This is a genomic window from Pseudogemmobacter humi (genome assembly GCF_900609055.1).
In the GTDB taxonomy this organism is placed as follows: Bacteria; Pseudomonadota; Alphaproteobacteria; order Rhodobacterales; family Rhodobacteraceae; genus Pseudogemmobacter; species Pseudogemmobacter humi.
The window spans coordinates 26,276-51,444 of sequence record NZ_UXAW01000118.1 but is presented as its reverse complement, the minus strand read 5'-3'; the positions used below and the strand labels follow the sequence as shown (position 1 = coordinate 51,444).

Annotated in this window: 22 protein-coding genes; 11 read left to right on the top strand and 11 right to left on the bottom strand. The window is 67.3% G+C overall.

The genetic code is table 11. The features are described from left to right. Positions 1-46: 46 nt before the first annotated feature. The 6 genes from XINFAN_RS19585 to XINFAN_RS19560 are packed head-to-tail and all read right to left on the bottom strand — an operon-like array spanning position 47 to position 5,889. Entirely contained in the window at positions 47-1,057 is a 1,011-nt protein-coding gene (locus tag XINFAN_RS19585) for an ABC transporter substrate-binding protein (protein ID WP_124088544.1), read from the bottom strand. Between the two features lie 25 nt (positions 1,058-1,082). Beyond that, complete coding sequence (locus XINFAN_RS19580; RefSeq protein WP_124088543.1) at positions 1,083-2,546, bottom strand: aldehyde dehydrogenase; 1,464 nt, start codon at positions 2,544-2,546, stop codon at positions 1,083-1,085. Between the two features lie 8 nt (positions 2,547-2,554). Next, positions 2,555-3,592 (bottom strand): LLM class flavin-dependent oxidoreductase, encoded by a 1,038-nt coding sequence (locus tag XINFAN_RS19575; RefSeq protein ID WP_124088542.1) that lies wholly within the window; start codon positions 3,590-3,592, stop codon positions 2,555-2,557. Continuing rightward, on the bottom strand, positions 3,589-4,524 hold the full coding sequence (locus XINFAN_RS19570) for a flavin reductase family protein (protein WP_124088541.1): 936 nt from the start codon (positions 4,522-4,524) through the stop codon (positions 3,589-3,591). The genes XINFAN_RS19575 and XINFAN_RS19570 overlap by 4 nt, the downstream gene beginning before the upstream one ends. Next, entirely contained in the window at positions 4,521-5,315 is a 795-nt protein-coding gene (locus XINFAN_RS19565) for an alpha/beta fold hydrolase (protein ID WP_124088540.1), read from the bottom strand. Before XINFAN_RS19565 ends, XINFAN_RS19570 begins: the two co-directional genes overlap by 4 nt. Continuing rightward, a complete protein-coding gene (locus tag XINFAN_RS19560; RefSeq protein ID WP_124088539.1) occupies positions 5,287-5,889 on the bottom strand; it encodes an amino acid synthesis family protein in 603 nt (200 codons plus the stop codon). Before XINFAN_RS19560 ends, XINFAN_RS19565 begins: the two co-directional genes overlap by 29 nt. A gap of 100 nt (positions 5,890-5,989) precedes the next feature. Here XINFAN_RS19560 and XINFAN_RS19555 point away from each other — a divergent pair, with 100 nt between their 5' ends. Continuing rightward, entirely contained in the window at positions 5,990-6,685 is a 696-nt protein-coding gene (locus tag XINFAN_RS19555; RefSeq protein WP_124088538.1) for a GntR family transcriptional regulator, read from the top strand. Between the two features lie 2 nt (positions 6,686-6,687). Beyond that, positions 6,688-6,975 carry a DUF1330 domain-containing protein gene (locus tag XINFAN_RS19550; RefSeq protein WP_124088537.1) on the top strand — a complete coding sequence of 96 codons (288 nt, stop codon included), beginning with the start codon at positions 6,688-6,690 and terminating at the stop codon, positions 6,973-6,975. 926 nt (positions 6,976-7,901) lie between these two features. Here XINFAN_RS19550 and XINFAN_RS19545 read toward each other — a convergent pair. Continuing rightward, a complete protein-coding gene (locus XINFAN_RS19545) occupies positions 7,902-9,917 on the bottom strand; it encodes a TonB-dependent receptor domain-containing protein (protein ID WP_233352407.1) in 2,016 nt (671 codons plus the stop codon). 183 nt (positions 9,918-10,100) lie between these two features. Between XINFAN_RS19545 and XINFAN_RS19540 the strand changes: the two genes are divergently transcribed. From XINFAN_RS19540 to XINFAN_RS19515, 6 genes are read left to right on the top strand one after another with little or no spacing between them, the layout of a single operon-like run. Beyond that, entirely contained in the window at positions 10,101-10,991 is an 891-nt protein-coding gene (locus XINFAN_RS19540) for a helix-turn-helix transcriptional regulator (protein ID WP_124088536.1), read from the top strand. Between the two features lie 20 nt (positions 10,992-11,011). Beyond that, on the top strand, positions 11,012-11,920 hold the full coding sequence (locus tag XINFAN_RS19535) for a siderophore ABC transporter substrate-binding protein (RefSeq protein ID WP_124088535.1): 909 nt from the start codon (positions 11,012-11,014) through the stop codon (positions 11,918-11,920). A gap of 1 nt (position 11,921) precedes the next feature. Next, positions 11,922-12,875, top strand: a complete 954-nt coding sequence (locus tag XINFAN_RS19530) for an ABC transporter permease (protein ID WP_267898366.1) — start codon at positions 11,922-11,924, stop codon at positions 12,873-12,875. Beyond that, positions 12,865-13,824 carry an iron chelate uptake ABC transporter family permease subunit gene (locus XINFAN_RS19525; RefSeq protein ID WP_124088533.1) on the top strand — a complete coding sequence of 320 codons (960 nt, stop codon included), beginning with the start codon at positions 12,865-12,867 and terminating at the stop codon, positions 13,822-13,824. The genes XINFAN_RS19530 and XINFAN_RS19525 overlap by 11 nt, the downstream gene beginning before the upstream one ends. Continuing rightward, positions 13,821-14,579, top strand: a complete 759-nt coding sequence (locus XINFAN_RS19520) for an iron ABC transporter ATP-binding protein (protein WP_124088532.1) — start codon at positions 13,821-13,823, stop codon at positions 14,577-14,579. Before XINFAN_RS19525 ends, XINFAN_RS19520 begins: the two co-directional genes overlap by 4 nt. Before the next feature lie 50 nt (positions 14,580-14,629). Next, positions 14,630-15,133: a MarR family winged helix-turn-helix transcriptional regulator gene (locus XINFAN_RS19515; RefSeq protein ID WP_233352400.1), complete on the top strand. Its 504-nt coding sequence runs from the start codon at positions 14,630-14,632 to the stop codon at positions 15,131-15,133. A gap of 44 nt (positions 15,134-15,177) precedes the next feature. On the opposite strand, the gene XINFAN_RS19510 is transcribed toward XINFAN_RS19515, so the two are convergent. Next, positions 15,178-17,187, bottom strand: a complete 2,010-nt coding sequence (locus XINFAN_RS19510; protein WP_124088531.1) for a TonB-dependent receptor — start codon at positions 17,185-17,187, stop codon at positions 15,178-15,180. Positions 17,188-17,389: 202 nt separating this feature from the next. Between XINFAN_RS19510 and XINFAN_RS19505 the strand changes: the two genes are divergently transcribed. The 3 genes from XINFAN_RS19505 (at position 17,390) to XINFAN_RS19495 (ending at position 20,942) form a co-directional block, all read left to right on the top strand. Next, positions 17,390-19,093, top strand: a complete 1,704-nt coding sequence (locus XINFAN_RS19505) for an ABC transporter ATP-binding protein (RefSeq protein WP_124088530.1) — start codon at positions 17,390-17,392, stop codon at positions 19,091-19,093. A 59-nt stretch (positions 19,094-19,152) separates the two neighbouring features. Continuing rightward, the gene (locus XINFAN_RS19500) at positions 19,153-19,860 is read left to right on the top strand and encodes a GntR family transcriptional regulator (protein WP_124088529.1); all 708 of its coding nucleotides are present in this window, start codon (positions 19,153-19,155) and stop codon (positions 19,858-19,860) included. 125 nt (positions 19,861-19,985) lie between these two features. Further along, a complete protein-coding gene (locus tag XINFAN_RS19495; protein ID WP_124088528.1) occupies positions 19,986-20,942 on the top strand; it encodes a dihydrodipicolinate synthase family protein in 957 nt (318 codons plus the stop codon). A gap of 69 nt (positions 20,943-21,011) precedes the next feature. Here the strand turns inward: XINFAN_RS19495 and XINFAN_RS19490 are convergent, their stop codons facing one another. From XINFAN_RS19490 to XINFAN_RS19480, 3 genes are read right to left on the bottom strand one after another with little or no spacing between them, the layout of a single operon-like run. After that, positions 21,012-22,964, bottom strand: coding sequence for an ABC transporter permease (locus XINFAN_RS19490; RefSeq protein WP_124088560.1), 1,953 nt, complete (start codon positions 22,962-22,964; stop codon positions 21,012-21,014). Between the two features lie 2 nt (positions 22,965-22,966). Continuing rightward, on the bottom strand, positions 22,967-23,995 hold the full coding sequence (locus XINFAN_RS19485; protein WP_124088527.1) for a quaternary amine ABC transporter ATP-binding protein: 1,029 nt from the start codon (positions 23,993-23,995) through the stop codon (positions 22,967-22,969). Positions 23,996-24,055: 60 nt separating this feature from the next. Further along, positions 24,056-25,009, bottom strand: coding sequence for an ABC transporter substrate-binding protein (locus tag XINFAN_RS19480; protein ID WP_124088526.1), 954 nt, complete (start codon positions 25,007-25,009; stop codon positions 24,056-24,058). Positions 25,010-25,169 lie beyond the last annotated feature (160 nt).

Sequence of the window (25,169 nt, the reverse complement as noted above, 5' to 3'; positions counted from 1 at the left end):
GCAGGCGTGAAGGCGGGGGCCGGGTCAGCGGCCCCCGCGGGCGGGCTTACTGGGCCTGCCAGGCATACCAGCGGTTGCCGATCTCATCGCGATGCTCGGCCCACCAGGACATGTCGGCGTTGATCTGCACGGCGGTCTGCTGGTCGGGCAGGGTGGCGCGGATCGCCTCGTCCATCAGCGCGGCCGAGCCGGTGTTGATCGGCGCATAGCCGGTTTCAGTGGCAAAGGCGGCCTGGGCCTCGGCGCTGGTGGCATGGGCGATATAAGCCATCGCCGCATCCTTGTTCTTCGTGCCTTTGGGCACGACCAGCGCGTCGGCGGCGGTGATGTTCTGATCCCAGGAGACGCCCACATCCATCCCGTCGGCTTGCAGCGCGGCGATCCGGCCATTCCAGAAGAAGCCGATCGGCGCCTCGCCCGAGGCCAGCAACTGCTGCGACTGCGCGCCGCCTTCCCACCAGATGATGTCGCCCTTGATCGTGTCGAGCTTCGCGAAAGCGCGGTCCAGATCCAGCGGATACAGCTCCTCGGGCGTCACGCCGTCGGCCAGCAGCGCGGCCTCGATCACGCCCGGGGCGGACCATTTGTAGAAGGTGCGCTTGCCGGGGAATTTCGCGGTGTCGAACAGATCGGCCAGCGTCGAGGGCTTGTCGCCCGCGAAATTGGCCGGGTTATAGCCCAGCACGAAGGAATAGTAGAACGATCCCACCGCGTAATCCGACACGAAACGCGGGTCGAGCGTGGCCTTGTCGATCACGCTGAAATCCAGCGGCTCCAAAAGGCCCTGTTGCCCGGCCTGGATCGCCCAGTCGAACTCCACATCCACCACGTCCCAGGTGGTGGCGCCGGCCTCGACCATGGCCTTGATCTTGCCGTAGTCGGTGGGGCCGTCCATCACGATGCTGGTGCCGGTCGCGGCCGAGAACGGCTGTGCCCAGTTCTTGTCCTGCGCGTCCTGGGTGGTGCCGCCCCAGGAGGTGAACACCATCTCCTGCGCCGAGGCACCAGAGGCGAACATCGCCCCTGCGATGGCGGCGGCTTTGACGATATGTTTCATCTTTTTCTCCCTGTTGATCGTATTTTCAGCGCATCACGAACGGATCCGGGATCGGATCGTCCGAGGTGCGCAGCCAGACGGTTTTGACGGTGGTATAGTCGAGCGCGGCGGCGAGGCCGCCTTCGCGGCCGTGGCCCGAAAGCCCGTGCCCGCCGAAGGGCGCGATCGGAGAGACCGCGCGGTAGGTGTTGACCCAGACGATCCCGGCGCGGATCGCGCGGATCATCCGGTGCGCCCGGGTGAGGCTGCGGGTGAACACGCCCGAGGCCAGGCCGAAAGCGGTGTCGTTCGCCAGCGCCAGCGCCTCGGCCTCGTCTTTGAAGCCGACGACGGAAAGCACCGGGCCGAACAGTTCCTGCGTGAGCGCGGGCGCGTCGGGCACGCCGGTGCAGTCGAGGATGGTGGGCGGGAAATAGTAGCCCTCGCCCGGCGGTGTGGTGCCGCCGGTGATCAGCTTCGCGCCGCGTCCGAGGCTGTCGGCCACCAGCCGTTCGATCCGGTCGCGCTGGCGGGCGGTGCAGAGCGGGCCGACCTCGGTTTCCATCTTGTCCGGCGCGCCGATCCTCACCGCCTCGGCTTTGGCTTTCAGCCGGGCGAGGAAGTCCGCGCGGATGCTCTCCTGCACCAGAAGCCGCGATCCGGCGACGCAGCTCTGCCCGGTGGCGGCGAAGATCCCCGCCACCTGAGCGTTCGCGGCGCTGTCCAGATCGGCGTCGTCGAAGACGATGAAGGGCGATTTGCCCCCCAGTTCAAGCGAGGTTTTCGCCAGGTTCTCGGCCGAGCCGCGCACGATATGGCGCGCGGTCTCGGGTCCGCCGGTAAAGGCGATATGGGCGACTTTCGGATGTGTGGTCAGCGCCGCGCCTGCCTCGGGCCCGCCGGTCAGGATATTCACCACACCCGGCGGGAAACCGGCCTGATCGACCAGTTTCGCGAATTCCAGCAGCGGCGCGGGTCCGTCCTCGCTGGCTTTGACGACCAGCGTGCAGCCCGCCGCCAGGGCGGGGCCGATCTTGACCGCCGACAGGAAAAGCTGGCTGTTCCAGGGCACGATGGCCGCGACCACGCCCACCGGCTCGCGCCGCAGCCAGACCTCCATATCCGGCTTGTCGATGGGCAGATGCGCGCCCTCGATCTTGTCGGCAAGGCCCGCGTAATAGCGGTAATAGTCCGCGACATAGGCGATCTGCGCCGAGGTTTCGCGGATGATCTTGCCGGTATCGCGGGTCTCAATCGCCGCAAGGCGCGGCGCCGCTTCCGCCACCAGATCGGCCAGCCGGGCCAGCAGCCGCCCGCGCGCGGTGGCCGTCAGCCCGGCCCAGGCGGGATCGCGGAACGCGCGGTCGGCGGCGCGGACGGCCCGGTCGACATCCGCCGCGCTGGCCTGCGGCATCAGTGCCCAGGGGGCGCCGGTGGCGGGGTCGATGCTCTCGAACGTGGCCGCAGCCTCGTGGAAAGCGCCGTCGATATAGTGGCGGAAGCGGTCCATCTTTCCCCTCACGCGAAAGCGGGCATCACGTCGTCGATCAGCCGCTTCAGCCCCTCGCGCTTGCGCGCAAAGCTCATGCCGCTGTCGATCCAGAACGAGAATTCGTCATAGCCGAGCGCCTCGATGGCCTTCAGCCTGTCGATCACCTCGAATTTGTCGCCGATCAGCAGGTTCTGCCGCATCACCTCGGGCGAGTAGAACGGATGCGCGGCGATCTCCTCATCGGACAGCGGCTGGATCATGCCCTTGTCGATGGGGCGCTTGTTCAGGAACCAGGCGCCGAAATAGTTGTAGAAGGCGTTCAGCTCGCGCGCCGCCTGATCGGCGTCGGCGCGGTCCCTGGCCACGAAACCGTGTTGCAGGATCATGATCTTCGGACGCGGCACGTCTGGGTGGTTGGCGCAGCCGGCGTTGAACCGCTCCATCAGGCTGACGACTTCCTCATGCGGCTGATGCAGCGGCGTCACCTGCACATGGCAGCCCTGCGAGACGGCGAAGTCGTGGCTGCTCGGATCGCGCGCGGCGACCCAGACCGGCGGGTGCGGCTGTTGCAGCGGCAAGGGCGCCGAGGTGGTGGCGGGGAACTTCCAGAACTCGCCGTCATGGGCGTAATTGCCCTGCCACAGCCCTTTGATCGCCGGGATCAGCTCGCGCATCCGGCCGCCCGCGCCCCAGGCGTCGAGGCCGGGCATGATACGCTCGTATTCAAAGCTGTAGGCGCCGCGGGCGATGCCGAGTTCCAGCCGCCCGTCCATGATGATGTCGGCCATCGCGGCCTCGCCCGCCAGCTTGATCGGGTGCCAGAACGGCGCGATCACCGTGCCGGTGCCGAGGCGCACGTTCTTCGTCCGCCGCGCCAGATCGACCAGGTTCAGGAACGGGTTCGGCGCGATGGTAAAGCTCATGCCGTGGTGTTCGCCGGTCCAGATCGCGCACATGCCGCCCTCGTCGGCGATGTGGCAAAGTTCAAGCATTTCCTGGTAGAGGCGCGGCTCGGGATCGGTGGGGCTGACGCGCTCCATATGGATGAAAAGCGAGAATTTCATTGGTCTTTCCCTTTGTTGGCGCGCGTCACCATTCCCTGTTCATTTGTGCCGAAATAGACGCCGTAATTGCCCATCCGCGCCTCGTCGGCGAGGCGGTTGAGCATGATGCGCGCCGCCGGATCCGAGACCTCGGCGACGCCTTCGGGCGTCAGATCGACAAAGGCGCCGGTGGCGGCTTTGCCGGGCACGGCAGGGCAGCGGAAAGCGATATGCTGGCAAGCCTGCGCGGTATCCTCGTAGACGGCATAGATCGAACCGGCTGCCGCCTGCACTCCGGTCGAGGCGATCAGGGTGGAAAGCGCGGTCTGCACCCCCTCGCGCCCGACCCGCGCCATCGGCAGCGTGAGGCCGCCGTGGCCGTCACCCTTCAGCAGCACCTGGCCTTCGGCTTCCAGAATGGCCGAGATCACCACATCCGGCCCGGTGGGCAGTTGCGCGGCGGTGGCCGCCGGGGTGACATAGGCGCCGCGGTAATAGCCGAGGCCGGGCTCCTGCGTCGCCTCGAACCCGCCGATGCGGCCGATCAGGATGGTGTGGTCGCCCGCTTCGATGGCCTGGTGCAAGGTGCAGTCGAACCAGGCCGAGACGCCTGCGATCAGCGGCGCACCGACCGGCCCCTTGCGCCAGTAGATGGTGGAAAAGCGGTCCTCGGCGGGGCGGGCGAAAGTGGCCGAGACCTGCTTCTGCCCCTCGGCCAGGATGTTCACGGCGAAGCCTTTGGCGCCCTTGAACACCGGCAGGCTGCGCGAGGCATTGGCGATCGACACCAGAAGCAGCGGCGGGTCGAGGGAGACCGACGAGAAGGAATTGGCGGTGAAGCCGACCGGATGGCCGGTTTCGTCGATGGTCGTGACCACCGTCACCCCGGTCATGAAACAGCCGAAGGCGTCGCGCAGCGCGCGGGGGTCGGGAAGGGTGTCGGTCTCGCTCATGCCGGAACCTCTTCGGTGGCAAGCCATTGTTTCAGTTCGGCATTCACCGCATCCGGCGCGGTCAGTCCGACCATATGGCGGTGGCCCGCGATCACCGCCGCCCGGCCGCGCGGCGCAAGGCCGGCCATGGCGCGGGTCATTTCCGGCGTGGAATTGGCGTCGCCGTCGCCGGTCAGTACCAGCATCGGGCAGCGGATTTCGCCCAGACGGTCGGCATAAACCCCGTCGCCCCCGGCAAAGGCGCGGTAGGCGGTGGCGTAGCCGCGGGGGCTGACGGCGGAAAGCCAGGCCGCCACCTGGTCGCGCACCGCGCCCTCGCCCTCGCCGAACCAGCGCGACAGCGGGCCGTCGATGCTGCCCCTTCCGGCGGCGATCTCTTCGGCGCGGGCCAGAACGGCGGCGCGCGCGGCCTCGGCCCGGCGGTGCACCCCGTTCAGAAGCGCCACGCGGCGCACCAGATCCGGGTGTTCCACCGCCAGCCCGCCCGCGATCAGCGAGCCCATGGAATGGCCCGCGACATTCACCGGCCCGAGGCCGAGCGCGGCTATCACCCGCGCCGCCCAGGCGACGAAATCGGGCAGAAGCGCGCCCGCGGGCAGGGGGTCGCTTTCGCCATGGCCGGGCATATCCACCGCGATCACCCGGGCCACCGAGGCCAGATCTTCGATCTGTGGCCTCCAGGCCTCGGCCCGAAGGCCGACGCCGTGGATCAGCAGCAAAGGCTCGCCCGCGCCCGCCTCGATCAGGCGGACCGAGGCGCCGTCAGACAGCCGCAGGATTCGCGACATCATGGCCCAGGTCCTTCAGATCCTGATAGCGGTCGCCGATGCGGTGATGCGGCCGCCCGCCAAGCGCGGCGCCGAGCGCGACGAGGATCTCGTCGGCGGCCGGGGCGTCGGGGATCGAGAAATGCACGGTCTGGTAATGCGAGCGGCGACCCTCGTCGTCCTTGTCCATCAGCGGGATCATCACGGGCGTGTTGGCCGGGCCGCGCACATTGGTGAAGGCGAGATAGGTCTTCGCCTTCAGCGCCTGGCGGTAGTGATTGCCGAAGCGCAGGGTGTGGATCAGCGCGTTGGCATGTTCCAGCTCGCCGTCCATGCCGACCACGGCGGCCTTGCCATAGGCCTCGATGGCCTCCACGGAACCGGCGGCCTCGATGACCATCTTCGTCAGCAGCTCGCCCAGCACCGGGGCCACGGCATGGATCGCGGGCTTCAGATCCTCGACGAAGCCCTGGCCGGCCCAGGGGTTCTTCACCACCGCGGCGGCGGCGATCAGCGTCACGGGCTTCGGCGCGGCGCGGCCGCCCTCGATCAGGGTTTTCTCGACATAGGTGAGCGTCTTGCGGATCTGGGCGGACATGGTGAGTCCCTTTCGTTTTGTCTGCTGGTATGTTGGTATACCATAATACGGAATGTCAAGAACATCTTGCTTTGGTCCGGCGGACTGCTAAGGTGAGGCCATGGATCAGACAGCGCCCCCCGACGAAAAAGACAGCGGAGATCTTCGGATCGCGCATCCGGTGACCACCCTGCGCGAGCTGGCGGTCGAGCGGCTGCGCAACGCGATCATCACCGGGCGGTTCTCGGGCGGGGACCGGCTGGTCGAACGCACGCTTTGCGACCAGCTCGGGGTGTCGCGCTCGGTCGTGCGCGAGGCGATCCGCTATCTTGAGGCCGAGGGGCTGGTCGAGATCCAGCCGCGCGGCGGGCCGGTGGTGGCCATGCTGGACTGGCCGCAGGCGCGTCAGGTCTACGAGATCCGCCGTCTGCTGGAATCCGAGGCCGCTGCCGATTGCGCCTCCCGTGCGGATGATGGGGTGAAGGCCCGGCTGCGCGCGGCGCTGGCCGATCTGGAGGCGGCGTTCGACGATGCCTCGCCGCTACGGCTTTATGACGCGACCACAGCGCTTTACGAGGTGATCTTCACCGCCGCCGGCCACGATATCGCCTGGGAGGTGGTGCAGCGTTTGCACAGCCGGATCTCGCGGCTCAGGGCGCTGACGCTGGCGACGAGGGAGCGCCGGGTCTCGGGCCCGGCCCATATGGCGCGGATCTGCGACGCGATCTGCGCAAACGACCCCGTGGCCGCGGCCGCGGCGGTGCGCGACCATCTGCGCGACGCCGCCGAGATCGCGCGGCATCTGCTGGAGAAATGACCATGCCCGCCTATTGGATCGCCCATGTGAAAGTGACCGATCCCGCGCGCTACGACGAATACCGCGCGCTGGCACCCGCGGCTTTCGCGGCCCATGGGGCGAAATTCCTCGCCCGGGGCGGGGCGGGCGAGACCTTCGAAGGCCCCGACCTCGACCGCCATGTGGTGATCGAATTCCCCTCGCTGGAGGCGGCGCGGTCCTGCTATCATTCACCCGAATATCAGGCGGCGCGGGCGCGGCGCGAAGGCGCGGCCCTGGTCCATGTCGCCATCGTCGAGGGGGTGGCGTAGCGGCCGTCCCGGCTGCGGCCGCCGTAATCCGCGCCGCCCCAAAGCCCGCTTTTCAGCGCCCAAGGTCCGGCTCGCGACAGGGTCAGCGCGCATCCGCCCCGGCCGGTTGGAACGATCCCGCCCTTCGGGGGGCGGGGAAACGCAGTGCTTGTCCGGCCTGGGTGGGGCCGGAGACAAGGTCTGGCAGACCCGCCGGATGGCCCTGGGTGCCGCCGCCCGGATTCGGATACAGCGCGCCTTGACCGATAAGAAGACGGCCTTCGGAGTTCGGGCAGCACATGCCTGAGATCGTGCCTTATCGTATCCACACCATTCTCACTGATCAGGCCATTGGTCCGGAAGACGATGGCGAAATGCATCCGGTTCGCAGACCGGTTTCGCAACCGCGACATCCTCTGCGCCCGGCCAATGCGCTTCGACAGGGACTGTGAGGCGCATTGGATCGGGCGCAGACTGACCCGGCCCGACCACCCGTCGACCAACGGGCAGGCAGAGCGGATGAACCGCACCAGCAGGGATGCGACGGTCAAACTTTCCATTACGGTGGTCACGATGATGCGAACCCACCTCGCGGCGCTCATGGTCGCCTGTAACTTCGCCCGCAGACGTAAGACATCCCGGGATCACGCCCCGCGCAGACATCCGCATGGTCCGGATCTCAGAGCCGGATCGCGTCATCCGGAACCGATCCAAAATGCCGGGACTGAACATTTAAAGCACCGGCGGGGGCCTGATGATCGGGCCGATGACCGGATGCTTCGGCACCGGACAGCGAACCCGGTCCTGCCGGGATCCTCTGCAATCGCAACCGATATGATGAGTTCTGCACCCGAAGTCGCCTGGCTCTTGTTTGCGATGGGGGAAATGCTTTCGGCCCGGAACAGTCCGGGCCGAAGGCGGCAGGCAGTCGGGGCGGAGGGTTCCGCTCAGAACTTCAGCGCGGCGCCGAGCGTCACGGTGCGGCCCGGACCCCAGACCGGATCGATTCCGCCGCGGCTGCTGTTCGCGGCAAAGCCGGACCGCTCGGAATAGGTCTCGTCCAGCAGGTTGTCGACGCCGAGCCGGACCGAGAGATTCTCGTAAGCCGGGGGCGCCCATTCGGCCCAGGCGTTGACCACGGTGTAGGACGGCTGCCTGAAATAGGTGGTGGCGCCGACCACGCGCTCGTCGATGCTGCCCGCCCATTCCACCGTGGCGCCGACCACCATGTTCCAGGCCGGAACCTCGTGATCGACCCAGACCGCGGCGATGCTGCCCACCGGCATGAAGAACACGCCGTTGTCGGGCAGGACATCCACCCCGTCGCCGGTCACATCGGCTTTGGTGTAAGATGCGCCGATCCGGGTGCCGCCGAAGTCGTAAGCGGCGTTCAGCGTCACGCCCTTGCTGCGGAACTCCTCGCTGCGGTTGAGCAGCATGGTGCTGGAATAGTTCAGCAGATCGGTGATCTTCGTGTCGAACAGGGTGATCCCCGCCTGCCAGTTTTCGCCGCCGAAATTCGCGCCGATCTTGTAGTTCTCGGCCTCGCCGGGCCGCAGGTTCGGGTCGGTCGCGAAGGCGTTGTTGCGGGCGTGGACATAGCCGTAATCGCCGATCACATAGCCCAGCCAGGTGCGCGAGGCCCCGGCGAAGATCTCGACATTGTCGTTGAAGCGATATGCGGCGGTGGCGTTCACGCTGGCGCCCGAATCGCTGAACCGCTGGCCGTTCCAGTCGGTGAAGCGGTGCGCGTCGTAGCGCGCGCCGGTGGACAGGTTGAAACCGTTGTCGAACTCGAACCGGCCCTGGACATAGGCGCCGACCTGGGTGGTCGAGAAGTCGCGGTAACGGCGGTTGGCGGCCTGGCCGTCGCCGTAGTTATCGGTGGCGTAATCGTGCTGATTGAAGTCCACCCCGGCGGTGATCTTGCCCGCGCCGATGGTGAAGGTGTTCTGCACCTTGCCGCCGAACTGGTCCTCGTCAAAGATCGCGTCGCCGTTGTTGCCGCGCGCGCCGGTGGCGTAATTCGGCCGCCAGTATTCATACCGGCTGAGGTAAAGCGCCACCTCGGGATCCCAGCCGTCGGTCGGGTCGGTGGTGGTGTAGCTCAGCTTCACCGAATCGCGGCTGACCTTCAGCGGGTGAACCTCGTCGCCGGCCAGATCCATGTTTGCTTTGATCAGGCGGTCGGCGTCGTCGCGGCTGCGCTCCAGCCCCAGTTCCAGCCGGTGGCCCTCGAATTCATAGCCGAATTTCGCGATGACGTTGCGCGCCGCCGGTTCGGTGCCAAGCACCTCGCGGCCCTCGCCGTCCTCGTAATTGTCGCCGTCCGAGCCATGGGCCATGATCAGCCAGTCGAAACCCTGATGCCGGCCGTAGCCCGCGAGGCTGCCCGAGACGCCGCGCCCGTTCGAGCCATAAGACAGCGCCGCGCGGCCGCCCAGGGTCTGGCCGTCCTCCAGCAGGTCGTTCGCGCCGACCGTCTCGTAGCGCAGCGCGCCCGCGGCGGCGGCAAAGCCGGAATCGGCGGCGGCGGCGCCCGCCTCGACCTCGACCGCCTTCAGGAAGGCCGGGTCGATCACGTTCGAGCCGGTATGGTGCCAGCTGGTCGAGCCCTGCGGCACCCCGTCCACCGTCACCGACAGAAGCGACTGCTCGATCCCGAAGACGCTGACCTTCTTCGCCGGACCGCCGCCGCCCGAGACCGTCACCGAGGATTCCCGCGCGAACAGCTCCGACGTGTCGGCGGGTTGCAGACGCTCCAGATCCTCGGCGGTGATCACGGTGCCGCCGGTGGCCTCGATATTGTCCTTGCCGTCGGTGACGATGTAGATCGTGCCCAGATCGACGGGTTCGTCGTCGCGCACTTGCGCGTGAAGCGCGGTCGCAAGCGCCAGAAGCGACACGCCGGCAAGGGGCAACAGCCGCAGCATCGGGCGCAGAGGAGTCGGATGTCCTGACATGTTCGGTCCTTCTGGTCAGCGGACCGCCCCGTTCACGCGAAGTGTCGCAGGCCGGGCACGGTTCTTGAGTGTTTTGCGTGGTTATTATAGAAACCCGAGGGCACGCTCTATCGCGCAGGGTTTTGCCGGAGCGACAATCTTGTTTGACAGCGCGTCAGCCGGACGGAAGGGACAGGAGGTCGGATGACGGTTTTCCACTATCCCGGCAATCTGCGGATCGGCCTGCGCAACGAGGATGCGGCGGGGGTCTCGGGTTCCGCGATGCAGATCGGGGAAGACCGGCAGATGCTGTTCCTGCTGATCAGCGGGCATCAGAGATTTCTGGTGAATGATGCGGAATTCGTGCTTTCCACGCTGATTCCCGGCCAGACCGGGCCGCAGGCGCTGCTGCTGCGCGTCGCGGCGGGCAGCCGGGTGGAATATCTGGAAAGCCAGGGCCGCCCGCTGGTCAAGATCGGCATCATCACCGATCCCGACTGGCTGGATCATGCCGGCGAGGTGGATGAGAGCGAAGGGCCCGACATCCGCCCGCCCGCCCGTCTGCCGGGCCTGCCGCGCGATGTGACCCACCGGGCCTGGACGCCGGGGGCCGACATGCTGGCCATCGCGCAGGATATGGTCGCGGTGCATCGCCAGGGGGTTCTGGGCGCCATCCCGCGCGAGGCGATGAGCCTGTCGCTGATGTCGCGCGGCGTCGATCTCTACCTTACGGCGTTGCAGGCGGCGGTGCCGCCCCTGCGCGACGGGCAGCCGGGCCATCCGCGCATCGCGGCGCTGGCGGGCTATATCGCGAGCCACCTCGACGATCCCGACCTTGGCCCCGAGGATCTGGCGCGGGCCTGCGGCCTGGGGCTGCGCAGCCTGCAACGGCTGTGCCGCCGCACGATGGATTGCAGCCCGAGCGAGTTCATCCGCGCACAGCGGCTGGAGGCCGCCTTCGCCGCGCTGCGCCGGGGCAGCGTGAACGTGGCCCAGGCGGCCTTCATGGCGGGCTATTCCAGCGCGGCGAATTTCTCGACCGCGTTCAAGCGCGAATTCGGCGTCACCCCCGGCCGCGCGCAGGAGTTGCGGTGAGAGATCGCAAGGAGAGGGATATGCGTGGTTTTCTGACGGGTTTCGGATTTGCCCTGGCGCTGCTGGCGGGGCCTGCGCTGGCCGACAGCGTGACGATCCGCCATTCGCAGGGCGAGACGGTGGTGGATGCGCCGGTGGGCAAGGTGCTGATCCTCGACATCAACGCGCTCGACATCGCGGCGGCGCTCGGGGCACATCCCGCGGGCGTGCTGGGCAGTAATCTGCCCGCGTATCTGGCGGAATACGCCGGGGACGAACATCCGAAGATGGGCACGATCTTCGAGCCCGATTACGAGGCCATCGCCGCCGCCGGGGCGGATCTGATGATCGTCGGCACCCGCACCGCGCCGGTATACGGCCAGATGTCCTCGCTGCTGCCGACGGTGGATCTGAGCCTTGAAGGCAATCATTTCGAGGCGGTGCGCCGCAATATCCGCGCGGTGGGGCAGATCTTCGGGCTGGAGGCGAAGGCCGGGGAACTGGTCGCCGATCTCGACGCCCGGATCGACCGGCTGAAGCAGGTGGCGCCGGGGTCGGGCACCGCGCTGATCCTGGTGACGAACGGCGGCAAGCTGGGCGCTTACGGCCCGACCTCGCGGCTTGGCTGGATCCATACCGAACTGGGCTTCGCCCCGGTCGAAGAGGGGATCGACGACCGTTTCCACGGCGGCGATGTGATCTCGTTCGAGTATATCCTGGAGCGCAACCCCGACTGGATCTTCGTCGTCGACCGCGATGCAGGCGTCGGAGCCGCGGGCGAGGGCGCGAAAGCGGTGCTCGACAATGCGCTGATGGCCGGGACGAGGGCCGTGCAGGATGGCCATGTCGTGCTGCTCGACCCGAATGCGGCCTATATCACCTTCGGCGGCTATACCGCGATGACGATCCTGCTGGATCAGATGGCCGATGCGCTTGGGGCGGCGGGGTAACTTGCCGCTGCTGGCCGCATTCCTGCTGACGGCGGCTCTGGCCTGCACCAGCCTGATGGTGGGGGTCTCGGACCTCAGCCTTGCCGCGCTGGCCGCGGGCGACGACCGCGCCTGGCTGGTGCTGTGGGAAAGCCGGGTGCCCAGGATGCTGGCGCTGGTGCTCTCGGGCGCGTCGATGGCGATCGCGGGGCTGTTGATGCAGATCGTGATCCGCAACCGCTTTGTCGAGCCCTCGACCGTGGGCACGGTCGAGGCGGCGGGGATGGGGCTTCTCGTGATGACGCTGCTGGCCCCCGGCGCCCCGGTGATCGTCAAGATGGCGGTGGGTGCGGTTTTCGCCATGGCGGGGACGGGGCTGTTCCTTTTGATCCTGCGCCGGGTGCCGTTGCGCGATCAGATGATGGTGCCGCTGATCGGCATCATCCTGACCGGAGTGCTTCAGGCGGTGACCACCTTCTTCGCCTATCGCGCCGACCTGATGCAGACCGTGCTGGCCTGGACCCAGGGCGACCTCTCGGGCGTGTTGCGCGGGCGCTATGAGCTGTTGTGGCTTGGCGCGGCAGTGGCGGGTCTGGCCTGGATCACCGCCGACCGTTTCACGCTGGCGGGGCTGGGGCGCGACATGGCGGCCTCGCTCGGCCTCGCGCATGGCCGGGTGGTGGGGCTGGGGCTGGCCATCGTCTCGCTGGTCACGGCGGTGGTGGTGGTGACGGTTGGGATCATCCCTTTCCTCGGGCTGATCGTGCCGAACCTCGTGAGCCTCGCGCTTGGCGACAACATGCGCCGCGCGGTGCCCTGGGTGGCGGTCTCGGGCGCGGGGCTCGTGCTGGGGTGCGACATCCTCGGCCGGACCTTGCGCGCGCCTTACGAGATCCCGGTCGGGACCATCCTCGGCGTGATCGGCAGCCTCGTCTTTCTGATCCTGCTCCTGCGGAGGCGCGCGGATGCCGCCTGAGCGCCGCGCCCGTCTCGCGCTGGTCGTGCTGACGGTGCTGGTGCTGGCGGCGGTGGCCGCCTTCATGACGCTCGGCGTGCGCGGCAACTGGGATTTCGTGCTGAAATTCCGCGGCATGAAGCTGGCGGGGCTGGTGCTGGTCGCCCATGCGGTGGCCATCTCGACGGTCTTGTTCCAGACCGTCACCGCCAACCGGATCCTGACGCCCTCGATCATGGGGTTCGACGCGCTTTATGTGCTGACCTCGACGGTTCTGGTCGCCGTCCTCGGCTCGGCCGCGCTGGCGCAGCAGGACGCGCGGCTGTTGTTCGCGGCCAAGGTGGCGCTGATGGTGGGCTGTTCGATGGCGCTCTACCGCTGGCTGTTTCTGGGCGAGGAGCGCAGCCTGCACCGCCTGTTGCTGATCGGCGTGGTGTTCGGGATCTTCCTGCGCACGCTGGCGGAATTCGTGCAGCGCCTGCTTGACCCGAACGAGTTCATGGTGCTTTCCGACATGCTTTTCGCCAGTTTCGGCACCATCGAGCCGGTGCTGATGGGGATCGGCTGGGGGCTGACCGCGCTGGTCACGCTCTGGGTCGCGCGCAACGCCCGGCGGCTGGATGTGATCGGCCTCGGGCGCCCGATCGCGGTGAACCTCGGCATCCGGTGGCGGCGCGAGGTGCTGATGGTCCTGGCCATGGTTTCGGTGCTGGTCTCGGTCTCGACCGCGCTCGTGGGCCCCGTCACCTTCTTCGGCCTGCTGGCGGTCAGCCTTGCGCATCTGGCGGTGGGCACCTCGCGCCATGCGGTGCTGTTGCCGGCGGCGAGCCTCGTCGCGATCCTGTTGCTGGTCGCCGGGCAGACCGTGCTGGAGCGGGCCTTTGCCTTCAACACCGCGCTTGGCATCGTGATCGAATTCTTCGGCGGGGTGGTGTTCATCCTGCTCTTGCTGGCCGGAGGGCGCCGATGATCGAAACCCGCAACCTGCGCAAAAGCTACGGCCCCGCCCTGGTGCTGGACGATGTGAGCCTGGTGCTGCCCCGGGGCGGCATCACCACGATCATCGGCGCGAACGGCGCGGGGAAATCGACGCTGCTCTCAGTCATCGCGCGGCTGGTGCAGCCCGATGGCGGCAGCGTCACGGTCGACGGGACAGAGGTGTTCCACGCCGCCGGGCCGGAGCTGGCGAAGAAGCTGGCCGTGCTGCGGCAGGAGAACCACCTGACCGCCCGGCTGACGGTGCGCGAACTGGTGGGCTTCGGGCGCTGGCCGCACAACCGCGGCCGCCCGACCGACGAGGACCGCCGCGCGGTGGATCACGCGCTGGATTACCTCGACCTGACCGGCCTTGCCGGGCGCTTTCTCGACCAGCTTTCCGGCGGGCAGCGCCAGCGTGCCTTCGTCGCCATGGTCCTGGCGCAGGAGACCGATTATCTGCTGCTGGACGAGCCCTTGAACAATCTCGACATGAAGAACGCCCGCGCGATGATGCGCATCCTGCGCGAGGCGGCGCATGATCTGGGCAAGACCGTGGTCGTGGTGCTGCATGACATCAACTTCGCCAGCGCGCATTCCGACCGGATCGTCGCCATGCGGGCGGGCCGGGTGCTCTGCACCGGCACGCCCGGGGAAATCGTCACCCCCGAACGGCTGCATCAGATCTACGACATGGAGATCGAGGTGCGCGAGATCGGCGGCCGGCGCTTCGCCTTCTGGTATGGCTGAGCCGGGGGCGCTATGGTCGCGGCACCCCGTGTCCGCCAGCAGGAGCGCCCGTGACCACAGCCGAGACCGAGACGAGGGATCCCCCCCTGACCGCCGCCGAAGGCGCCGCCTTTTTCGGCGATCCCGACCCCGGAATCGGCTATAACAGGGTCTTTTTCGCGCTTCAGCGCATCCAGCGCACCATCATGCCCGAAATCGAGAAGAGCCTGCGCGAGATGGGGATCCAGGACCCGATCTGGTATGAGATCATCGAGGCCGCCGACAGTGCGGGCGAGAAGGGCATCCAGATGCTCGCGCTGCAAAAGCGGCTGTTCGTGGCGCAATACGCGCTGTCGCGCCATGTCTCGCGGATGGTCAGGGCCGGGCTCTTGCGGCGCGAGGCCTCGGGCGGGGCAGGGCGCGCCCAGGTCGTGCGGCTGACCGGGGCCGCCGAGGGGATGCAGGAGCGGATCTGGAACGTCTATGCCGAAAAGATCCAGGCCGCCTTCGCGCCGCGGATCAGCCAGGCCGAGGCCTATACCCTGGTGCGGATGCTGAACCGGCTATACGACTGAAAAGGGGGCGGTTTCCCGCCCCCCTGCAAGAACCGTGCAGCGGCTCAGAACTTCAGTGCAGCCACGATGGAAAGCGTGCGGCCGGGCTCGTAGAACGGGGTCACGCTGGAATAATCGGCGCCATAGGTGGCGCGGTCGGCATATTCCTTGTCGAAGACATTGTTCACCTCGGCCCGGATCGTCAGCCCTTCGACCTGGGGCGAGGCATATTCGGTGAACAGATCCAGCACCGCATAGCCCGCAAGGCCCTGATTGGCGCCGGCGTTGATCTCGTCGTAAGAGGCCGCGCCGCGGATGGCGCCGCCCCAGGTGAAATCGCTGCCCTCGGGCGTGTGCTGCGCCTCGACCGAGAAGACGCCGCCCAGAGGTGCGCCAAGGTCCAGCGCCGCATAGCTGTCGCTGCCCACGCCGTTCACCTTGATCTTGCTGTGCGAATAGCTGGCGCGCAGATAGCCGCCCTCCCAGCCGTAGCCGAGGCCCAGGTTGAAGCCGCGGCTTTCCGCATCGCCCACCCCGTTCACCCGGAAGCTGGCCAGCCGCACATCGTCGAGCCTGGTCAGGAACAGCTCGCCGTCCAGCCGCAGCACGCCGGTCTCGTAATCGAAGCCGAGCGTGTAGTTGGTTGAGCGTGAGGATTTCATCGCGCCGTAATTCCAGGCCGGATTGAAGATGAAATTGTCCTCGATCGTCAGGCCGCCGAACACCGAAGACGCCCCCGCCCGCAGCCGCAGGTCTTCGGTCACGTTCCAGGCCACCGAGGCATTGCCGCTGAGGCCCGAGAAACTGCCCTCCCAGCCCGAGGTGCCGGTAAAGTCCTGGCGGTCGTAGCGCAGCCCGAACGAGACCGAAAGCGCCTCGGACGGGTCAAGCCGGGCCTGGGCGAAGAGGCCGACATTCTTCGCCCGCTCGCTGACGCCCGGGTTGGTGTTGTCGCGATAGGTGCTTTCGCGATCATAGAAATCCACCCCGGTGGTGATCGTATCGGTGCCGCCCAGGTGGAAGCGGTTCTCGACCCTGGCCGAGACGGTGCTGGTTTCGCCCCGGCTGACCCCGAGCGTGGGGTCGAGCGGCTGATCGACGCCGATGGCAACCGCGGACCGGCCGATGGTCACGCGCGGATCCCAGAAGCCGGAGCCTTGGGTATTCTCGTAGGAAAGCGCCCAGGAGGTGCGTTCGGTTTCATAGCGGCGCAGCGGGAAGGGGCGTCCGTCGCTGATGAAATTGGCCCGGTAGGGGCGCAGGGCATCGTCGTCCATCCGCTGGCCGGAAAGCTCGAAGCGATGGCCGTCCGGGGTCTCGTAGGCCAGTTTCAGCAGCGCGGTCTGAAGATCGGCGGCGCTGCCTTTGATCACCGTGCCCGCGCCGGTCTTGTAATCCTCGCCGGTCATGGATTTCAGATAGGCCAGCCATTCAAAACCGCCGTGCCGCCCTGCCAGGGTGGCGGAACGGCCGAAGGTGCTGCCGTTGTCGCCGTAGGACAGCCGGGCGTTGCCGCCGAACGTCTGCCCCTCATCGAGGATGTCGGCGGCATCCACCGTCTCCATCACCACGGCGCCGGCCATGGCATGCGGCCCGGCATCGGCCGGTGCTGCGCCGGCATCGACGCGGACGAATTTCATCAGCCCCGGATCGAAGGCATTGGCCGAGACATGGTGGAAGATCCGGTTGTTCTGCGACACCCCATCGACCGAGACCGCGAGGTTCAGCATATCGACGCCGTTGACGAAGATCTTCTGCGCCACCGGAATCGCGCCGCCGACCGAGACCGAGGCGATCCCCGCGAACAGGTCGCGCAGATTGCCCATCCGCGCCCGGTCAAGCTCGGCATCCGCCACATACTGGCTGGTGCCGCGGTCGGCGGCATTGCCGTCGGGGTCGCGCGCGCGGCTGTGCATCGGGTCGAGCAGGATGGTGCCGAGGAACTCGCCTTCGGCCCCGTCCTGGGCCAGCACCGCGGGCGGAGAGGAGACGAGGGCGCTGCCCGCGAGAAGCGCGGCGAGGAGGGGGTTGCGCAGCAGGGCGCGACGGCGGGGGAAAAGGCGGGATTCGGCCATATGGGTCTCCTGTCGGTGGCTGGCTGAGACCTGGTCCTGGCTGTCGGGGAAATAGCACGGGCCGGCTGAACATGCAATCGCATGTTTAAGACCCGCACCGGCGGAACCGGGCGGATCGCCCCGCTGCCCTCTTGACCATTCGCGCCCGGAGGGCGAAGCCGGGGTATCGGCCGCCTCTGGCCGCGCTGGCAGGAATGATGTGATGCTGCGGGACTTCTTCGCCTATTACCGGCCCTGGAAAATGCTGTTCTGGATCGACTTCGGCTGCGCCGTGCTGTCGGGCCTTCTGGAACTGGCCTTCCCGCTGGCGGTGCGCGGCTTCATCGACGTGCTGCTGCCCGCGGGCAACTGGTCGCTGACGCTGACCGCGGCGCTGCTGCTGATGGCGGTTTACCTGGTCAACACCGGGCTGATGGCGGTCGTCACCTATTGGGGCCATATGCTCGGCATCAATATCGAGACCGAGATGCGCCGCCGCGCCTTCGATCACGTGCAGAAACTGTCCTGGAGCTGGTTCGACCGCCAGCGCACCGGCCATCTGGTTTCCCGCGTCACCCGCGACCTGGAAGAGATCGGCGAGGTCGCCCATCACGGCCCCGAGGATCTGTTCATCGCCATCATGACCTTTGCCGGCGCCTTCGCGCTGATGCTGTGGCTGCATGCGCCGCTGGCGATCATGACCGCGGTGATCGTGCCGGTGGCGGTGGGAATCGTCTCGGTCTTCGGCGGGCGGATGACCGCGACCTGGCGCGCGATCTATTCCCGCGTGGCGAATTTCAACGTGCGGATGGAGGAGAACGTCGGCGGCATCCGCGTGGTCCAGGCCTTCGGCAACGAGGATCACGAACGCGAACGCTTCGCCCATGACAATGCGATGTATCGCCAGACCAAGCTGGAGGCCTACCGCATCATGGCGGCAAGCCAGGCGCTGAACTATATCGGCATGCGCGGGGTCCAGGTGCTGATCATGGTGGCGGGCGCGGGCTATGTGCTGAACGGCTCGCTCACGGCCGGGGGCTTCGTCGGGTTCCTGCTGCTGTCGGGCGTGTTCTTCCGCCCGCTGGAAAAGATCGCTGCCGTGCTGGAGACCTATCCCAAGGGGATCGCAGGCTTCCGCCGCTATCAGGAACTGCTGGCGACCGAGCCCGACATTGCCGATACCCCCGGCGCGGGCCCCGCGCCCGCGCTCACCGGCAATGTCCGGTTCCAGGATGTCACCTTCGGCTACGATCCCGCCCGGCCGGTGCTGCGCGGCGTCAGTTTCGAGGTCAGCCCCGGCGAGACGCTCGCCTTCGTCGGCCCCTCGGGCGCGGGCAAGACCACGCTGCTGGCGCTGCTCCCGCGGTTCTACGAGCCGGATTCCGGCGCGATCACCCTCGACGGCCATGACGTGAAAAGCTTCACGCTGGAAAGCCTGCGCCGTCAGATCGGCATCGTCAGCCAGGATGTCTATCTGTTCGGCGGCACCCTGCGCGAGAACATCGCCTACGGCCGGCTGGACGCGACCGAGGCCGAGATCCTCGCCGCCGCCGATGCCGCACAACTGACCGGGATGATCGAGCGACTGCCCCAGGGCCTCGACACGGTGGTGGGCGAGCGTGGGGTGATGCTGTCGGGCGGGCAGAAGCAGCGCGTCGCCATCGCCCGGGTGTTCCTGAAGAACCCGCCGATCCTGATCCTCGACGAGGCGACCTCGGCGCTGGACACGGAAACCGAACGCGAGATCCAGGCCGCGCTGGAACGCTTGGCCGAGGGGCGCACGACGCTGGTGATCGCGCATCGCCTTGCCACGATCCGCGACGCCGACCGTATCGTGGTGATGGAGGAGGGGCAGATCACCGAGACCGGCAGCCATGCGGAGCTGGCGCTTTCCGGCGGGCGCTACGCAAGGCTCTCGGCCGCCTGAACGGTTGATCGCCCGCATGCAGTGACGTATTCCTTTTGTATACAAGAGGGGATCCGACGATGAGCGCCAGCGACACCACCGCCACCGCCGAGCGCAAACGCGGCTCGGGCGTGCGCATGGTCTATGAGCTCTTGCGGGACCAGATCCTCGATCTGGAGCTGCCGCCCGGCGCCATCGTCGACGAGATCCAGCTTGCCGACCGTTTCGGTATGTCGCGCACCCCGATCCGCGAGGCTTTGGTGCGGCTGGCGGCCGAGGGGCTGATCGACACTTTGCCGAACCGCTCGACCATGGTGTCGCAGATCGACTTCGCCAATCTGCACACTTTCTTCGACGCGCTGACGCTGATGTATCGGGTGACGACGCGGCTCGCGGCCGAGCACCACCAGCCCGCCGATCTGGACCGCATCCGGCGCCTGCAACGCGCCTATGAGGACGCCGCGCAGGCCCGGGACGAGATCGCGATGATCGCCACCAACCGCGATTTCCACTACGCCATCGCCGAAGCAGGGCGGAACCGCTATTACCTTTCGCTGTTCGGGCGTTTGCTGGACGAGGGGCGGCGCATCCTGCGGCTTTACTATTACAGCAGTTTCGAGGGCGAGCTGCCCGGCGAATATCTGCGCGAGCACGAGGCCATCGTCCAGGCCATCGCCGCGCGCGATATCGAGGCCGCAGACCGCCTCGCCCGCGCCCATGCCGATCAGATCGTGCGCCAGATCGGCAAGGCCATCACCCGCGACCGCCGCCAGGACATCGCGATCTGAACCCCGCGCGCCGGGCGTGGGTTCCGGTTTGGCATATTTCTTGTCGACAAGTAAAATACAAGGCGTATGATCCACCCGAGCCGACAGATTCGGCCCCCTGGGAGGGGCCAGTGATGGAGAGACGGATGAGCGATATTTTCTCGGGCACCATTCCCGCCCTGATGACGCCCTGCAAAGCCGACCGCAGCCCGGATTTCGACGCGCTGGTGAAGAAGGGGCAGGAGCTGGTCGGCCTCGGCATGGCTTCGGTGGTCTATTGCGGCTCGATGGGCGACTGGCCGCTTCTGACCGATGCAGAGCGTATGGAAGGGGTCGAGCGGCTGGTGAAGGCGGGCCTGAAGGTCATCGTCGGCACCGGCGCGATCAACACTGCCTCGGCGGTGGCGCTGGCGCAACATGCGGCGAAGGTCGGCGCGCATGGGCTGATGGTGATCCCGCGGGTGCTGTCGCGCGGCTCGGTTCCGGCGGCGCAGAAGGCGCATTTCAAGGCGATCCTCTCGGCCGCGCCGAACCTGCCTGCGGTGATCTACAACAGCCCGTATTACGGGTTCGAGACCAAAGCGGATCTGTTCTTCGCCTTGCGCGCCGAGCATCCCAATCTGATCGGCTTCAAGGAATTCGGCGGCAATGCGGCGCTGACCTATGCGGCCGAGAACATCACCTCGGCCGATGACGGGGTGACGCTGATGATCGGCATCGACACTTCGGTGTTCCACGGCTACGTCAACGCCGGCGCCACCGGCGCGATCACCGGCATCGGCTGCGTGCTGCCGCGCGAGATCCTGACGCTCGTCAATCTGTGCAAGGCGGCGGCGAAGGGCGACGTGAAGGCGCGGCGGCTGGCGAAAGAGCTGGACGAGGCTTTGTATGAGCTGGCCCGCGTCGATGGCGAGCCGGACCTGGTGCTTTACTTCAAGCATATGATGGTGCTGAAGGGGAACCCGGAATACCGCCTGCATTTCAACGAGACCGACGCGCTGTCGCCCAGCCAGGCCGGTTTCATCGAGGCGCAACTGAAACTGTTCGACGCCTGGTATGCCGAGTGGTCGCAGCAGGGCGATGTGAAACCTTACCTCGCCTGATCTGCTCTCGGGCTGATGGTGACGAAAGGCCCGCCGGTTTCCCGGCGGGCCTTTTGCCTTGCCCGGACCTTACAGCCCGAGCGCGGCGCTGCGGCTTTCGGACCAGCGGCGGATCAGGTGATCCACCGCCAGCCCCATGAAGGCCACCGCCAGCCCCAGAACAAGACCCTTGCCCACATCGGTGGCCGAGAGCGCGCGCTGCAACTCCTGCCCCAGATCCTGGGTGCCGATGAAGGCCGCGATGATCACCATGAACAGCGAGAACATCACCGACTGGTTCAGCCCCACCATCATCACCGGCAGCGCCATCGGCAGCCGCACATGCCACAGCATCTGGCGCCGGGTGGTGCCGCTCATATGCGCGGCCTCGACCAGTTCCGCCGGCACGCCGCGCAGCCCCTCGATCGTGTAGCGGATCAGCGGCACCGCGGCGAAGGTCACCACGGCGGCGACCACGGCCACGTCGTTCACCCCGAACAGCATCACCACCGGGATCAGATAGATGAAGCTGGGGAAGGTCTGAAGCGAGTCGCAGAGCAGCAGCATCCGCCCGGCCCGCGTCTCGCTCCGCGCGGCCCAGATGCCGAGCGGCAGGCCGATCAGCGCGGCGATGAATACGGAAAAGCCCACCATATAGACGGTGATCATCGCCCGGTCCCACCAGCCCGACAGCGCGATCAGGCCGAAGAAGGCGACGACCACCGCGGCCGAGCGCCAGCCCCCCACCGACCAGCCCGCGGCGGCGATCCCGGTCAGCACGGCGGTGAACGGCAGCCAGAGCATCCCGTCGCGCAGCGGGATCAGCACCCAGGTGATCAGGAACCAGCGCAGCCAGGTGGTGACCGGATCGACCAGCCGGATGAAGCCGTCGACCAGCACATCCAGCGGCCCGGCCACGCTGAGCGCCTGCGCCCGCGGCACCTGATGCAAGAGCGGAAAGATCTGTGCCAGGGCGAAGGCCGCCACCAGCGCCAGTGCCCAGACCACCAGCACCGGATGGCGGCGCGCCCAGGGCAGGGTCTCGTCGTGATGCACCGGCTGGCGCATCGCCCAGGCTTTCGACAGCCGGTCCAGCACCACGGCGATCAGCACGATGGTGATGCCGATCTCGACCGAGAGCCCGATCTTCAGCGCCTGAAGCAGTTGCAGGAGCTTCTGCCCGAGGCCGGGCATGCCGATGAAACTGGCCAGCACCACCATGGCAAGGCATTGCATGATGACCTGGTTCACGCCGATCAGGATCTCGGTCCGGGCGGTGGGGATCCGCACCTTGCGCAGAAGCTGCCAGGCGGTGGCGCCGCCCATCTTGCCGCTTTCCACCACTTCCTCGGGCACCTTGCGCAGGCCGAGTTCGGTCATGCGGATCATCGGCGGCACCGAGAAGATGATGGTCACGATGGCGCCCGCCTTCGGCCCCACGCCGATGAACACCACGACCGGGATCATATAGGCGAAATGCGGCAGGCTCTGCGCCACGTTCAGCACCGGGTTCATCAGCTTCGCGGCCCAGGTCCAGCGCCAGGCCATGATCCCCATCACAAGGCCGAGCAGAACCGAGAACGGCGCGGCGATGGCGATCACGGAAAGCGTCTCCATCGCCCATTGCCACTGGCCCATGACGGCGATCCAGACGAAGGTGCCGCCCGACAGCGCGGCCAGCCGCCAGCCGCCCAGCCACCAGCCAAGCGCGGCCATCGACACCGCCACCGCCGACCAGGGCAAGGGGCCAAGCCGGGGCCAGCGGTTCTTGCCGTAAAGCAGGTTCGCGGTCACATCGAGCAGCCATTCCAGCATGGCGGCGAAGGCGCGGGTGACATGGATCAGCCCCAGATCGTCGCGCAGAAAGGCGAAGATCACGTTGATCCAGTCGGCGAAGGGCAGCACCAGCCAGTCCGGCGCCCGCATCAGCCCCGGCGGCAACAGGTTGCGCCCCAGGATCAGCACCAGCGCCGCGCCGATCAGGATCAGCGCCACCCGCGGGCGCAGGTCCTGGTGGGGTCTGAGGGGGATGTTCCCGGCCATGCTCATACGTGTTCCCCCAGGAGGATATCGAGCGCGCGGGCGCGCTCCAGCACTCCGGTGGTGCGGCCCTGGGCGTCGGCGACCGGGATCCAGTCGCGCCGGTCGGCCACCAGATGCCGCGCCATCTCGCGCAGGGTCTGGCCGCCGGGCAGGGCGGGGCCCTCGGCGCTGCGGCCGGTCAGCGGCTCGGCGAGGCCAGAGGCATGGATCACCCGGGCGCGGTCGATCTCGGCGGTGAAGCGGGCGACATATTCGGTGGCCGGCTCAAGCACGATCCGGTCGGGGGTGTCGCATTGCTCGACCCGGCCGTCCTTCATGATGGCGATGCGGTCGGCCAGCCGCAGGGCCTCGTCGAAGTCGTGGGTGATGAAGATGATGGTCTTTTTCAGGATCGCCTTGAGGCGCAGGAATTCGTCCTGCATCTCGCGCCGGATCAACGGGTCGAGCGCCGAGAACGGCTCGTCCAGAAACCAGATGTCGGGCTCGACGGCGAGGCTGCGGGCGATGCCGACGCGCTGCTGCTGGCCGCCCGACAACTCGCGCGGGAAATAGCTCTCGCGGCCCTTCAGGCCGACCAGCGCCAGCATCTCGCGGGCGCGGGCAATGCGCGAGGCACGGCTCTGGCCGCGCATCTCCAGCGGGAAGGCCACGTTTTCCAGCGCATTGCGGTTGGGAAGCAGGCCGAAGCTCTGGAACACCATGCCCATCTTGCGGCGGCGCAGGTCGATCAGCTCGGATTCGGACATTTTGCCGATGTCGCGGCCCTCGATCAGGATCTCGCCCGCGGTGATTTCGTTCAGGCGCGACAGGCAGCGCACCAGGGTGGATTTGCCCGAGCCCGACAGCCCCATCACCACCAGCATCTCGCCCGGCATGATATCGAGCGTGACATCATGCACGGCGGTGACATGGCGGTCGGGCCGGGCCTGCGGGTCGGCGCGGAGCTGCGCCAGCGCGTCCATCGGGCGCGGGCCGAAGATCTTCCAGACGTTGCGGCAGGAAATAACGGGATCGGAACGGGTCACGGGCATGGCCTCCGGGATTGGCAGGCCCGCCCCCGGGAAAGGGGCGGGCTGGCGGTCATAGGCGGCTCATTCCAGCCAGGGCTTCCAGGTGGCCTCGTTGGCGGCCAGCCAGGCGGTGGCGGCGTCCTCGGGCTCCATCCCGTCCACATCGACCAGCTTGGCCATCTCGGCGATCTGCGGATTGGTGAAGCTGACCTTCTGCAAGACCGCATAGGCGCCGGGCCATTTCTCGGGCATCCCGTCCCAGGCGGCGATCTTCAGATAGCCGTCGGCGGGGTTGCCGCAATCGTAGACCTTGTCGGGATGCGGCCCCACCGCCGGGTCGCTGTCGCAGCCCGCTTCCCATTTCGGGAATTCCACGAATTCGCCCGGCCAGACCGCTTCGGCGAAATTCGGCGTCCAGTTGAACAGCACGATCGGGGTCTTGTCGCGTTCCGCCGCCGCCAGTTCCGCCCAGAGCGCGGCGGCCGACCCGGCATTGACCACGGTGAAGTTCATATCCAGCGCCTCGACCTTCTCGGCGTCGTGCTTCAGCCAGTCCACCGGCCCGCCGAGGAAGCGGCCCTTGTCGCCGGTTTCCGGCGTGGCGAAGGCGCTCGCGCAGGCGTTCAGCGCCTCCCAGTCGGGCAGGCCGGGGCAGGCCTCTTTGGTCCAGAGCGGATACCACCAGTCCTCGCGCGTCACCGCATTGTGGTTGCCGGCCTCATGGATGCCGCCCTTTTCCTTTGCGGCGTCGAAGGAGGCGCCGAACGCGCCCTCCCAGACCTCGACTTCCAGCGCCGCGTCGCCGAGGCGGATCGCCTCATAGACCGCCTGGCTGTCGGTCGAGACATATTCGACGGAATTGCCCATGCCCTCGAAGATCTGGCCGATGGCATGGCTCATCACGATCTGGCTGGACCAGTTGTGGATCGGGATCACGATCGGATCGCCGGAATCCTGGGCGAAAGCGGGAAAGGCGAAGGCGAAAGGGGCAAGCGCAAACGCCACGGCCCGGACGGGTCGGCTGGTTCTGGTCATGGTGCATCCCTGTTATGGTCCGCCCCCCATGCGATGGCGGGGTGCGGAGATTGACGGAAGGTTGCTCCTTCCTGACGACCATGCTGCAAGGCGTTTGTTACGAGGTCAGTCCCCGGCTGTGAACGTGCTGGATTAAATTGTAAAAGATTGTTAACAACGG

What these genes read in the sequence shown, in the direction of transcription:
- XINFAN_RS19585 (WP_124088544.1), bottom strand. Translation starts at nt 1,057, where the DNA reads ATGAAACATATCGTCAAAGCCGCCGCCATCGCAGGGGCGATGTTCGCC.
- XINFAN_RS19580 (WP_124088543.1), bottom strand. Translation starts at nt 2,546, where the DNA reads ATGGACCGCTTCCGCCACTATATCGACGGCGCTTTCCACGAGGCTGCG.
- XINFAN_RS19575 (WP_124088542.1), bottom strand. Translation starts at nt 3,592, where the DNA reads ATGAAATTCTCGCTTTTCATCCATATGGAGCGCGTCAGCCCCACCGAT.
- XINFAN_RS19570 (WP_124088541.1), bottom strand. Translation starts at nt 4,524, where the DNA reads ATGAGCGAGACCGACACCCTTCCCGACCCCCGCGCGCTGCGCGACGCC.
- XINFAN_RS19565 (WP_124088540.1), bottom strand. Translation starts at nt 5,315, where the DNA reads ATGATGTCGCGAATCCTGCGGCTGTCTGACGGCGCCTCGGTCCGCCTG.
- XINFAN_RS19560 (WP_124088539.1), bottom strand. Translation starts at nt 5,889, where the DNA reads ATGTCCGCCCAGATCCGCAAGACGCTCACCTATGTCGAGAAAACCCTG.
- XINFAN_RS19555 (WP_124088538.1), top strand. Translation starts at nt 5,990, where the DNA reads ATGGATCAGACAGCGCCCCCCGACGAAAAAGACAGCGGAGATCTTCGG.
- XINFAN_RS19550 (WP_124088537.1), top strand. Translation starts at nt 6,688, where the DNA reads ATGCCCGCCTATTGGATCGCCCATGTGAAAGTGACCGATCCCGCGCGC.
- XINFAN_RS19545 (WP_233352407.1), bottom strand. Translation starts at nt 9,917, where the DNA reads ATGTCAGGACATCCGACTCCTCTGCGCCCGATGCTGCGGCTGTTGCCC.
- XINFAN_RS19540 (WP_124088536.1), top strand. Translation starts at nt 10,101, where the DNA reads ATGACGGTTTTCCACTATCCCGGCAATCTGCGGATCGGCCTGCGCAAC.
- XINFAN_RS19535 (WP_124088535.1), top strand. Translation starts at nt 11,012, where the DNA reads ATGCGTGGTTTTCTGACGGGTTTCGGATTTGCCCTGGCGCTGCTGGCG.
- XINFAN_RS19525 (WP_124088533.1), top strand. Translation starts at nt 12,865, where the DNA reads ATGCCGCCTGAGCGCCGCGCCCGTCTCGCGCTGGTCGTGCTGACGGTG.
- XINFAN_RS19520 (WP_124088532.1), top strand. Translation starts at nt 13,821, where the DNA reads ATGATCGAAACCCGCAACCTGCGCAAAAGCTACGGCCCCGCCCTGGTG.
- XINFAN_RS19510 (WP_124088531.1), bottom strand. Translation starts at nt 17,187, where the DNA reads ATGGCCGAATCCCGCCTTTTCCCCCGCCGTCGCGCCCTGCTGCGCAAC.
- XINFAN_RS19505 (WP_124088530.1), top strand. Translation starts at nt 17,390, where the DNA reads ATGCTGCGGGACTTCTTCGCCTATTACCGGCCCTGGAAAATGCTGTTC.
- XINFAN_RS19500 (WP_124088529.1), top strand. Translation starts at nt 19,153, where the DNA reads ATGAGCGCCAGCGACACCACCGCCACCGCCGAGCGCAAACGCGGCTCG.
- XINFAN_RS19495 (WP_124088528.1), top strand. Translation starts at nt 19,986, where the DNA reads ATGAGCGATATTTTCTCGGGCACCATTCCCGCCCTGATGACGCCCTGC.
- XINFAN_RS19490 (WP_124088560.1), bottom strand. Translation starts at nt 22,964, where the DNA reads ATGGCCGGGAACATCCCCCTCAGACCCCACCAGGACCTGCGCCCGCGG.
- XINFAN_RS19485 (WP_124088527.1), bottom strand. Translation starts at nt 23,995, where the DNA reads ATGCCCGTGACCCGTTCCGATCCCGTTATTTCCTGCCGCAACGTCTGG.
- XINFAN_RS19480 (WP_124088526.1), bottom strand. Translation starts at nt 25,009, where the DNA reads ATGACCAGAACCAGCCGACCCGTCCGGGCCGTGGCGTTTGCGCTTGCC.